Origin of the sequence: Nesterenkonia sp. AN1 (assembly GCF_000582475.1) — a bacterium.
GTDB classification, from domain to species: domain Bacteria; phylum Actinomycetota; class Actinomycetes; order Actinomycetales; family Micrococcaceae; genus Nesterenkonia; species Nesterenkonia aurantiaca.
Genome location: NZ_JEMO01000039.1, coordinates 1 through 10871 on the forward strand (window position 1 = coordinate 1; position 10871 = coordinate 10871).

Annotated in this window: 10 protein-coding genes; 2 read left to right on the forward strand and 8 right to left on the reverse strand. The window is 61.6% G+C overall.

The features are described 5' to 3' along the window. On the forward strand, positions 1 to 444 hold a 444-nt coding region (locus BG28_RS13690; protein ID WP_036478109.1), incomplete at its 5' end, for a DUF3105 domain-containing protein. Positions 445 to 928: 484 nt separating this feature from the next. Here BG28_RS13690 and BG28_RS13695 read toward each other — a convergent pair. The 4 genes from BG28_RS13695 to BG28_RS13710 all read right to left on the reverse strand — a co-directional run bounded on the left by BG28_RS13695 (position 929) and on the right by BG28_RS13710 (position 5435). Further along, positions 929 to 1558 (reverse strand): recombinase family protein, encoded by a 630-nt coding sequence (locus BG28_RS13695; RefSeq protein WP_036478125.1) that lies wholly within the window; start codon positions 1556 to 1558, stop codon positions 929 to 931. A 117-nt stretch (positions 1559 to 1675) separates the two neighbouring features. After that, entirely contained in the window at positions 1676 to 2851 is a 1176-nt protein-coding gene (locus BG28_RS13700) for a TniQ family protein (protein WP_036478128.1), read from the reverse strand. Then, the gene (locus BG28_RS13705) at positions 2848 to 3765 is read right to left on the reverse strand and encodes a TniB family NTP-binding protein (protein ID WP_036478111.1); all 918 of its coding nucleotides are present in this window, start codon (positions 3763 to 3765) and stop codon (positions 2848 to 2850) included. Before BG28_RS13705 ends, BG28_RS13700 begins: the two co-directional genes overlap by 4 nt. Next, entirely contained in the window at positions 3759 to 5435 is a 1677-nt protein-coding gene (locus tag BG28_RS13710) for a Mu transposase C-terminal domain-containing protein (protein ID WP_084479776.1), read from the reverse strand. Before BG28_RS13710 ends, BG28_RS13705 begins: the two co-directional genes overlap by 7 nt. Positions 5436 to 6345: 910 nt before the next feature. Here BG28_RS13710 and BG28_RS13715 point away from each other — a divergent pair. Further along, positions 6346 to 7104, forward strand: coding sequence for a DUF3800 domain-containing protein (locus tag BG28_RS13715; protein ID WP_036478117.1), 759 nt, complete (start codon positions 6346 to 6348; stop codon positions 7102 to 7104). A 221-nt stretch (positions 7105 to 7325) separates the two neighbouring features. Here the strand turns inward: BG28_RS13715 and BG28_RS15555 are convergent, their stop codons facing one another. The 4 genes from BG28_RS15555 to BG28_RS13730 all read right to left on the reverse strand — a co-directional run bounded on the left by BG28_RS15555 (position 7326) and on the right by BG28_RS13730 (position 10625). Then, positions 7326 to 7655: a hypothetical protein gene (locus tag BG28_RS15555; protein ID WP_152539315.1), complete on the reverse strand. Its 330-nt coding sequence runs from the start codon at positions 7653 to 7655 to the stop codon at positions 7326 to 7328. A gap of 4 nt (positions 7656 to 7659) precedes the next feature. Further along, positions 7660 to 8337, reverse strand: coding sequence for a ParA family protein (locus BG28_RS13720; protein ID WP_051501504.1), 678 nt, complete (start codon positions 8335 to 8337; stop codon positions 7660 to 7662). 699 nt (positions 8338 to 9036) lie between these two features. Continuing rightward, positions 9037 to 10155 (reverse strand): replication initiation protein, encoded by a 1119-nt coding sequence (locus BG28_RS13725; RefSeq protein ID WP_036478120.1) that lies wholly within the window; start codon positions 10153 to 10155, stop codon positions 9037 to 9039. 269 nt (positions 10156 to 10424) lie between these two features. Next, on the reverse strand, positions 10425 to 10625 hold the full coding sequence (locus BG28_RS13730) for a hypothetical protein (RefSeq protein WP_036478122.1): 201 nt from the start codon (positions 10623 to 10625) through the stop codon (positions 10425 to 10427). Positions 10626 to 10871: the final 246 nt, after the last annotated feature.

The window sequence follows — 10871 nt, forward strand, 5'->3', positions numbered from 1 at the left end:
CCTACCCGGGGACCCAACCACGAGGATCTCGACGCCGAGCACGTGTCCACCCCGGTGGACTACGACCAAGAGCCTCCTGTCGGTGGCACCCACTCCAGCACCTGGCTCAACTGTGGGACTTACACCCAAGAGGTGCCCGAGGAGAACGCCGTACACTCCTTGGAGCACGGGGCCATCTGGGTCACCTACGACCCCCAGACCGTGCCCCAGGACCAGGTTGACACGCTGCAATCGGCCTTGCCGGATACCTATGTCGTGCTCTCTCCATACCAGGACATGGACTCGCCCATCACGCTCTCGGCCTGGGGTGCGCAAGTGGCCGTGGAGACCCCGGATGACGAGCGCGTCGAACAGTTCGTGAACAAGTACTGGCAGTCCCCCAACGCCCCGGAACCCGGGGCCTCATGCACCGGAGGACTCGACGCTCCCGGCCGCGCCTCCTAAGCCCGAAATCCCCACCGAAGAGCATCTGGTTCAACCCGGGGTGCGCGGCGTTCTGGTCTCGTAGAGACCAGCGCGTCCTAAACACAGCCGGACCCAGATAAAACGAACCTGCTACCCGACCAGACGGCTACTGCGCGGCGGTGGAGAGCCCTACAAGCTCAGCACTCTTGTCCCACAGTCCGGCTGCCAATTCCACGTCTGCGGCCTGGGGGTTGGTCTTAGCGATCTTCTGCTTCTCGTAATACTCACCCGAGACCCACTGTCAGTTTCAGAAGCTGACTGCACGGATGTCAGAAGTCGACTTCACCCGAACCACAACATGGCTGCGAGAGCGCTTTACTTCTGATTTGCTCGCGCGAGGTCCCGGCAGACGGGCAGGGGCCTTCTGGCCCCAAATGCAACGGCCTACATGTACATGAACCATGGTCAACCCCGTCCAGGCTTTAATAGCTTCCTCACTGTCCACGCCTCTGACGCTCAGCTGTCATCTGCTCCTGCCCTGGCCCAAGACTTTGTGTCCAGCCTCGCGAAGCGTTCCCTCTGGTGAGACATGCCGGTAGAGGGTCTGACGGGTGACCCCGAGCTCTTTGCAGAGAGCCCCCACATTGGTGTCAGGTTGACCCATCGACGCCTTCGCGAGGCGAACTTTAGCTGGGGTCATCTTGTAGGGACGTCCGCCCTTGCGTCCGCGGGCACGGGCTGAGGCCAGACCAGCTTTGGTGCGCTCGGAGATCAGTTCACGTTCAAACTCCGCCAACGCGGCGAAGATCCCGAACACCAGTTTCCCCGAAGCGGTCGTAGTGTCGATCGCCGCACCCTGCCCGGTGAGCACCTTCAACCCCACTCCGCGTTCGGTGAGGTCATGGACGATGTTGACCAGATGCCGCAGATCCCGACCCAGACGATCAAGTTTCCACACGATCAAGGTGTCGCCATCCCGTAGCGCTTTCACACAGTTGATCAGCTCAGGCCGATCATCCTTCTTCCCTGAAGCCTTGTCTTCATAGAACTGCTCGGGACCCACTCCGGCGGCGACCAACGCGTCGCGTTGTAGGTCAGTGGTCTGGGATCCATCAGCCTTCGAGACCCGCACATACCCGATCAGCGCCACCATCACTCCCATCACTTATTCGTTCGTTTACGTGACACGAGAACCGAAATGTCGCCACTCAGCGAGACTTGTCACTTAATCCGTCAACTATTCTACGTCACGCAGACCCCTACAAAACAGCTAATGTGACAAGAACTCACCGGGGATCCCGAGATCGATGAAATCGTCCCGGACGTGTTGGAGGTAGTCGTCATCGTGGCGTCGGTAGTGGGTGAGGAAACCGAAAAGCTGGCGAGCAGTCTCCGGATGCTTCCTGGCGTGGTCGACCACGGTATTGACGTTGTCCAGTGCCGCTTGCCACGAGTTTTCGAGGGGCGAGCCTGCGAGGTCTGTCATCGTGAGTCGGCGGCGTCCGGAGTCGATGGCGACGTCGGGCTCGGGCAGGAACAGCGCGGCCTGGACCCCTTGTCCGGCGAGGGTACCGTTCTCGAGGAGCTGGATAGCGGTTGCTGCAGCTTCGAGGGTGTGGAGCTGCACCTCAAGGGGCAGCTCTTCATAGGGGTGCCACACCAGTTGACCGGCGCGGAACGGGTGGCTGGAGTGTTCCCATACCTTCCGGGTCAGCCGCTGCGCGGGACCGCAATCCTTGAGAGTGGAGCCGAGTTCGTCGATGAGTGAGCGCAGTAGCCGGAACCAGACGCCGGCGTGAACGCGGCGGCGGGGTAAATCGACGTGGCCGGTGGTCAGCGCCTCCCACGTGCGAGCATCCATGATCCGGATCGCCGCGCTTGGCTCCTGTGGCACGGGCGGAGTCTCGTACCAGCTGAAGTAGTACCACAGTGCGTCCCGGTGGGGTTCGAGTCGGCAGTGATGGACAGGGCAAGTCAGCATCAGCGGAAGTGACCACATCAGCTGATACGGGTGAGGCGGCGAGGACTCGGCGACGCATCGCGGGCACGCTCGCTGCTGTGGCTTCGACCTTGCCGGTATCCATGCCCGCCAGGAGGACACAGCGCGATCGGCTCGTGTTCCCTCGGGCAGCAAAATGGACAGCTGACGGGCATACAGGATGAACGCATCAGGGCCGGGCTCGATGCCCTCGAGAAGCCAGGGGACGAAACCGCTGAGGCTCATGGTCCGGATCTGTTCGACGCTGACCCCAGTGCACACCGCCACCTGCTCGACAAATCCCTCGGGTGGAGCCATATCGAGGTCGGTGTGACGGTCGAGCACGTAGCCGAGGTCGACGGCCAGAATCTCGGAGGTGATTCCGTGCCGGTCGGCGATCCGGGTCAGCCAGGAGGAGAGCGCCTCACCCGGTGTCGGTGCTGGATGGACCGGCCACCGCGTGCTCACAGCAGCTCGCGTTCGAACAGTCGTCGGCGTTCACTCGGTCCGGTGTAGTCCGCCAGGGTCAGTGTCCGGTGGTCGATGGCCTCGATACCGCTTTCGACCGCGGCGACCGCGGCCGTAGTCAGCAGCTGCGCCAACTCGCCGATAGTGCCCTCGCTGCGGGCAAGCAGGTAGCGGGCCATGTCGTCGGTGTCGATCAGCGAGGGCTGGTGTAGCGGGAAGGCGGCGGCGAAGCTGGCCAGCAATGAGCGGGTCTTCTCGTCTGCTTCCCAGGTCGGCAGCACGAAGGGTTCGAACCGGTTCTCTAACTGGTCATCGGAACGCACCGCCAGGTAGGCCTCCCGGGTGCCGACCCCGACTAGGGGGATGCGCAGCTCGTTGCCCAAGAACCGCAGCAGGTTCAGGAATTCTCTGCGGAGACCCCCGCGGCCGGCGAGTACATTGTGTAGCTCATCGATGACCAGCATCTGCACCCCGACCTCCCGCAGCAAGGACAGTGCGAGGTGTTCGAGCTCGACCACGCGCGGCCGCGCCCGCAGTGGTGCGCCCAGGGCAGCGAGGATCGCAGTGTAGAACCGCAGCGGTGAGGGCTCTGAGGGCATCTGCACGCACAGCACAGGAATGTGTTCCCGGTCCGGTTCGGTCGTAGGCAAGTGCTGGCGGCGGAACCGCTCAATGATCATGGACTTGCCGTTATTCGTCGGCCCGATCAGTAACAGATTGGGCATGCGCTGTTTCCGCGGCCACCTGAGAAGGGTTTCGAGCCGATCGACGGCCGCGACGGCCTTCGGGTACCCAATCCAGCGATCAGCCCGAATCCGGTCGATTCGCTGCGCCGCTGGCAGTCGCGCCACCGTTTGAGCGCTCGGGTGCAGATGCGAGAAGTCTGGGTCCTTGTACTCCTCGACGCTCACCATTGCTCGATCTCTTCAAACCACGCCACCGGGATGACAGGCCCCTCATTCGCAGAGACAACAGGAGGCTCCAGCACCGACGGACCCGACTCCCTCCTCGACGTGAGCCTGCCGTGTTTGCGCCGCTCAGTCTCCCGGCGAGTCTTCTTCGTCGTCTTCGCTGCGGTTTCAGAGATGTGGCGCATCTGGTTGATCATCCGGAACAGGGTTACCTCATCGATCTGGGCCGCGCCACGCTCTCGCAGCCGAGCCAGCGCCTGGCGGTGTTCCCACACGCTGACAGCAGGATTGGCCAGCGACCGGTACGGCACTTCGACGTAGGCGGTGCCCTCGGGATCGAGTACCCACACGCGGCTGATGTCGCGCGGATCCCTGCGGATGATGAACCGTTCAAGACTCTCCCGGCGGGCGATCCAGGGTTTCAGCACGTCGGCGAAATAGTGGACATGGTCGATGACGAACCCGGTCCGTGTGAGCTTCCGCCGGATCACCGGCAGAAAATCGACCAGAAACGCCGTCGGGTTCGTCGTCGTCACCGGGACACCAGTGGCGGCCACACCCTCTGCCCATCGACCGGCCGGGGTTTGGCCCAGGGTGCTGTGGACCGTGCCGTGATAAGTCGCCACGGCCAGGGTCAACCATTTCTCCAGTTCGGACAGCGTCAACGCGGCCATCTTCTCGGAGTCGTATTCGCCCCGCTGAGTTGGGTGTGAAAACGTCGTGCCCGGCAGTTCGTGGATCTGGTGCATCGCGGTGCCTATGACGCGTTCAACGATCCCGCCGTAATGCGGCTGACCCAGCGGGCGATAATCCAGTTCGATGCCGTGCTGTTCACAGCCGCGCCGCAGTGCCTCACTTTTAAACTCAGCGGCGTTGTCGACGAACAAGGTCTGAGGTTTCCCGCTCATCGGCCAGTCCGCATCCACGCCCAGCTCTTCCAGCCACGGCCGCTTATCTCTGGCCGCGTGGGCGAGGCACAGCCCCACCGACACCGCAGACGGCGGCTCCAAAGTCACCACCACCCCGACCAGACAGCGGCTACACACGTCAATCGCGACAGTCAGGTACGGTCGACCGATCGGCTGGCGCTCACACTCATCAACCACGATCAGATCAATGATTGTGTGATCAATCTGGACGCGTTCCAAGATTGAATCGACCGCGGGAGCCTCACCGCCGGCAGACTGTAGCGGCCGCACTCTCTCAGCGCCTTCGCGAGACCGCCCCACTTCGACTGGATTTATTCGTCCGATCCGGGCTGCGACCGTGTTCCGCATCGGGGTCGGCAAGCCACGGGCCACGCACACTCGAGCAATCTCGCGATGTAAGGAGGCGATACTACGTTTCTGCCGCGTCAAGTACAGGGTGCGTACCAGTTCCTGGATCACTTGCTCGACCGGCGCTGAGAGTCGATTGCCGCCCCTACCACCGTCGGAACGCTGCAGGGCCAGATCAGTGACAAGACCGGTTCCCTGACGGTATCGCTCCAGCAGTACGTACACCCGTCGACGAGAGATACCTAGTTCAACCCCAGCCCGGTCAGCGGCAACAACCCCCACTGGATCACTGCCCGCCAGACGACTGATGACTTTGGTCCGCAACTTCGCCTGCTGCCACGCGGCATCGGACATCGTCAGCGGCTCTGACACCAGGATATTCCTCTCACCGGCCATCCCTGCCTCCTCCTTGAGAACAGGACTACTGAGCAGAAACGAACCTAACGCACAGCAGTACTGAACAACCAGAGTTCAGAACCCGACAGCACTACCCCGGCATGAAGGGGCTCGCCGTGCCGTCGACTTCTGAAACTGACAGCCGAACAAATCGAAGTGGAGACCGTCCCACAACCAAGGAACTGGGACGACGACCGCACACCGTCCGCGCGTCAATTAGGACGCCTATTGGCCGCCGGTGCTGGACTCGAGGCAGGCGTCGATGCATCGTCGTACTAAACACGCTCAACAGAGCCCACCTGGTGATTTCTTTGCGGGAGGGCTTTCCCATGATCGGGCGCCATGTAGGGGCCGGACCCGACCCCTACAGGTCCGGGCCTATTGGCGGTCGGAAGTCGGTGGGGACGTGTCCTCTCGCCACATTTGATGTTTCCCAGGATGACCCGTGGTGTAACGTAGATCACCTAGCCCGCCTCCTGTGGGCTGGACACGGCCCGTCTGGTGATACGCCCCAGACGGGCCTGTTCTGTCTCTACGCCGCTAACCCGCCACACCCTGTGTGCCCACCATTCGTCCGGGAAGGGCCCCTCCGTCTGACCTCGTCAGCTACCCGTGCGGCACACCCTGGTGTTAGTTCTGCGACTTGTCGTTGCTCGAATTGCTAGACGTCTTCGACCGGATTGACATCGAGCACCTGGCCCCAGCTGACGCGTTGGACGGCACTGTCTTGTAAACCCAATGTCTAAAAGGCGGCGATACATCACCAGGTACGGCGAACGGCTTCTTGTACCGACTGATCAACGATGTCCTCGCCGACACGAGTGTCGTGTGGACCGGCTACGCGCGGGTCTACCGCACCCCTTCACTCCCCCAGCCCCGCACTTAGGCTCCGATACGGCACGATGGACACATGTACTTCTGCTACCTCGACGACTCAGGCGATTCAAAGAACGGTGTCACGATCACCGCCCTGTTGATCGAAGACCGCAGTTGGACGACTGTTCTCAACGCCTGGCTCCAGGGACGCAGAGAAGTCCATCAGGAATTCGGTGTACTGAAGAAGAGTGAAGTTCACGCGAACGCCCTGTTCAAGGGACGTGGAAGCTACTGTGAATCGAAGGCAGAGAATGCGCGCTTCGGAACCGGCCAACGCGCAGCCACCGGTCGCATCTTGCTCACCAGACTCTCTGAAGCGCCATTCACTGTGGTCACGCTCGGCACCGCGGATGTCTCAAAACCCCGAGCATACGCCCGAGCGATTGCGTGGCTCGAAGACTGGGCCACCCGCCATGACACGTACCTGGTGATTTTCTACGACGGCCAACAGGGGCTTGCGGGGCCTGAAGAGAATCCCACAGCAGATCAGCGTCAAGAGCTCTGGGAGCGCGCGATTCGCGACGCTCATCCCTACCGCCAGGCGCATCGGAACCTAGACATCAACGTACGACGAATCCTTGAAGACCCGGTCATGCAGGACAGTCGATTCAGTCAACTCATCCAGGCTGCTGATCTGCTCGCCTACGGCGCCTACCACCGACATCACCAGGACCATCCTGAGATCTGGGGTACAAGCTCACAAACCGTCCGCGCAGCGATCGTCGCCTACATGAAGGTCTCGGCACACTGGCCGGAGGGCACTGACTATGGCGTGGTGTGGCTCGATAGTTAACGCAAGAACCCCCAGCAATGCTGGGGGTTCGCGAGGTGCAGGACCCTGCGGACATCTACAAGAGATGTATAGGGCCCTGCACTTATAACTATACCTGTCAGGTCGCGGGCGCGAAACCATCGCCGCGCTATGCGGAGGCACTTAGCCGAGAGGGTGCGCAGGCGGCGAGAACATCATCTCGCGAACGACGCTCTACCAGTGCTCACGGCCACACATGCCCCCTAGATCTCTGCGAGGTGACCGTACCGGTCTTCAAGCGTTTCCCAGATGAGGGACTCAAGAAGTTCCTGCTGGGTCATATCCGCCTGGGCGACGGCTACATTCAGCAACTCGCGCTGAGCCGTGTTGAACCGGAAACTCACTGCATCCTTCTTCGGTCCAGCCTTGGCGCGGCGGCGATGCGCGGGAAGGTCAGGCTGCGGCACCGATGCAGCCTTGGTGGTGGAGACGGGTTTGTGCTGCTCCGCACTCGGTAAAGCGCCCGCCTGATTGCCCCAATCCTCTACGGCAGCTTCATCGATGTTGTTAGAGCGTCGGCGCTGAATAGCCATTCGCCTACTTCTCCCCTGCTGCACTGACGATCTCTGATGTAAGTAGCTGCATCGCAGCTTTGGCCTTGCCGTCGATCTCAACTACGCCTTTACCTTCGGTCCTGGCTCGGCTCCACGCCTTGGCCGTAGTTAAGACAGTTTCTGCGAGACGAAAGTCAGGGAAGTCTTCCAGGTAGGCCTTGGCGTCCTCGATCTCATACCTCGATCCCTGCGGGCTCACGCGATTCAGGACAACGATCACGGCTAGCTCTGGATTGAAGTCCCATGCCTGTTTCACCGTGCGCTCCAACGGTTCTAGTGAGTCCAGATCGTTTTGCTGCCCAGTCGTGGGAACCACGAGAACATCTGAAGCAACAAGCCCTGTCCGCATTTCGGTGGAGTCTCCCCCACGCACGTCGAGGATCACGTCATCGTGGCTCTCATGCAAATTCTCAAGGGTGCTCATCAAGTTTCCCTCGCCGGCAAATGCAGGGATCGGGGGCAGCCCTGCCCTGACTCGATCATCGGCCCATAGTTGAGCGGTGCGTAGCGTGTGGTCAGCATCCACGAGCGCGGGTCTGCGGCCACGCCTTTGCAGCTCGATAGCCAGGTTCATCGCGACCGTCGTTTTACCGACCCCGCCCTTGTTCTGACCTACTGTGAATATCATGACGCTACTATAGCACAACGCCTGTGCTTGCATATTGCTATCATATCGCTCGCGATTTGCTATCTTTGTGATTGCTTACTAGGTGCACACCGCTACTGCTATGCACCTGACTTATTATCACTACTATCGCAAGATGGCAGCGCCTCAGACCGAAGAGACGGACCCTGTCAGAGGGAGCTGATCTTATCCAGACAGAAACCGCCAACGGAGCCGGCAAGTTAACGAAGGCCACAGAATCGAGGAAGTACCGACAAGACATTCTGTCGGCGTGGCCGCCTGCAGTACACCTGGGATATCTGACCGATTGCGAGAGATCTGACGGTGAGCCTCCCGGCGGCACATACCGGACGCGCGGGGGCGACCTGGCACCCTGCGGGAGAAGCCAACCGTGCTGAACCGTTGACCCCGGTGACCCTGATCCCCGTCGCTGGTGGCCGCGTCGGTGTCATAGGCGCGGATTAGCGTGTGAGCAACGACGACGGCGGGACCTGTGATGACTGACGTGGAGAATGAGGGGCCGGCTGCGGGGGAGTACGCGGTACTGCTGGCCATCCTCGAAAGAATCGGACCGTACCGCCACCTATCCCACTGTGGAGTCTCAGTGGCGCAGGGCTGACTGCTCCACGATTGGAGGCTGCGCTGCATGGTCTGGCTGTGCGGGGCTGTATTCGAGCTTCGTATAAGGCAGGGCTACCCGATGCGGTGGTGGAGGTACGTCCGGAAGCGGGGCGGTTAGCTGCTGAGTGGACCGCTTGGCGGTCCTGAGCTCTGGCTGCCGGGGGAGCGGGCCCCGTCATTGGGGATCTCGCAGCGCGTGCGGCACTGGTGGGCATGGCGGGGGAGCTGCCTCGGTCGAGAAGGGCGAGCACGAGGGTGTCTACGGATCACCTGAGGCTCCACTGATGAAATCCGGCACTGATGGGTGATATGACGGCGTAACCACCGGGAGACCGTGGCCGGTGAGGCGGCGAGCTTCTGGCCAATAGTGGCCCGTGAATGTCCCTGTGCGCGCATCTTCTGGGCCTGGCGGGCTTTGGTGTCAGCGCGGGCACTGCGAGCAGCAGAAGCAGCTCTAGGGCCGAGTGCGCGAGCGGCGCGCTGCGCGGCCGTGTTGGCCAATCCGCCGCGCCGGCCCATCTCTGAGAGCACCTCACGCATCTGAGAAGGCATAGCCACCGTGGAACGGTGGCCACGAGGATTCGCCATATACCGGGCGATACTGCGGATGATGCCGCGCACCTCAGCGGCCTTCATAGGCTCAGGGGCGGCGGCGTTGGTCTCCCAAGCCACAGCCTCGAAATCCTCACCGACATAGGCAGCCTGACGGGCCACGTCGAAAACGGTCTGGTTCCGATTGCCGGTATCAATCGCAGCCACGGTGGCCCTGCGCGCGGCCGTGGTCGCGCTGCGGCCGCTGAACCGTGGCGCTGAAGGCCACAGGTTCGCGGTCTTCAGCGCCTGGTGGAGCTCTTTGAGGCCGTAGACCGGGGGAGTGGGGGACGCGCGCAGCTCGGCCCGCCAATAGGTGGGGTTGCGCACGCGCACCGGGGTTAAGGGGTCTACGGCTTCGTCCCCGGTCAGTGTGTTGCGCAGCGCAGCGCCCACAGCTCGGGCATAGGCGACGGGACGTTCACGCGCGGTCCTACGGAGATCCACTGGGTCGATCATCCAACCAGCTTGCGCACCCTTGCGGGTCTCCACGACCCACGAGGGCCGGATCTCGGCCGGGATCATGTCGAAAATCTCGAGGATCGCTTCTGGCCGGTCAATGTCGATCACCAGGGCAGACCCCACAGAACGGGAGGGCGTGAAGAACTCGAAATCTCCCAGGTCAGCGGCGCTGATGCGCACTGAGGGTTCGGTTTTGGTCGCGGACGCGCGAGCCCAGGCGGTGCCAAGGTGGCTCAGAAAGGCAGCACGAAATGCCGTGTTGTTGCGTGGCCTCTGGGGAGTTTGAGCGCACGGTGCTACAGTGGGAAGCATAAAAGGTGCCTCCCATATGCGGGAGTCATCGGTTCGATCTCCTCAGGGGATTGGATTCAGAACCGTCCGGTCGGCAAACTAGAGCGGTTCTGAAAAGCCTTGGGGAAGCGCTCACCGGTAGGTGGGCGCTTCTTCGTTTATGCGGTCAAAGGAAGCGGCTCCTGGTTTCTCTCGAGACTGTCGACGTCTACCCGGTTGAGCCGTTCGATGATCAGCTCCCTGACGAAGTCGTTCTTGGATTCGCCAGTGAGAGACAGATATCTGTCCAACTTTTCAAAGTAGGGCTGCTCAATACGCGCGCTCACTTGGGTCCGTTGACCCTTGCTGATCTGCGGCATTTTCTCCTCCTTTAACCGTGATCCTCATTCAATCCCATAAGTGGAGCAGATCAGTGAAACTGTTTCAGCGTGTCGGGACTTTTCTTTCTCTATAACCCTCGGGCGACGGCGGCAGCCGCGCGCAGCCACGCGCGTTGTGTGGTGCCGCGCAGCGCGTCATAGGGGTCTGCCGCACCAATAGGTGACAGGTGTAGTCACGCCGCGAGAGCGACGCCGGTGTTCATGATTGCTTCGTACTCAACTGGG

Excerpts from the sequence above, each read along its gene's own strand:
- BG28_RS13695 (WP_036478125.1), bottom strand. The coding sequence starts at position 1,558 with ATGGTGGCGCTGATCGGGTATGTGCGGGTCTCGAAGGCTGATGGATCC.
- BG28_RS13705 (WP_036478111.1), bottom strand. The coding sequence starts at position 3,765 with ATGGTGAGCGTCGAGGAGTACAAGGACCCAGACTTCTCGCATCTGCAC.
- BG28_RS13710 (WP_084479776.1), bottom strand. The coding sequence starts at position 5,435 with ATGGCCGGTGAGAGGAATATCCTGGTGTCAGAGCCGCTGACGATGTCC.
- BG28_RS13715 (WP_036478117.1), top strand. The coding sequence starts at position 6,346 with ATGTACTTCTGCTACCTCGACGACTCAGGCGATTCAAAGAACGGTGTC.
- BG28_RS15555 (WP_152539315.1), bottom strand. The coding sequence starts at position 7,655 with ATGGCTATTCAGCGCCGACGCTCTAACAACATCGATGAAGCTGCCGTA.
- BG28_RS13720 (WP_051501504.1), bottom strand. The coding sequence starts at position 8,337 with ATGCAAGCACAGGCGTTGTGCTATAGTAGCGTCATGATATTCACAGTA.
- BG28_RS13730 (WP_036478122.1), bottom strand. The coding sequence starts at position 10,625 with ATGCCGCAGATCAGCAAGGGTCAACGGACCCAAGTGAGCGCGCGTATT.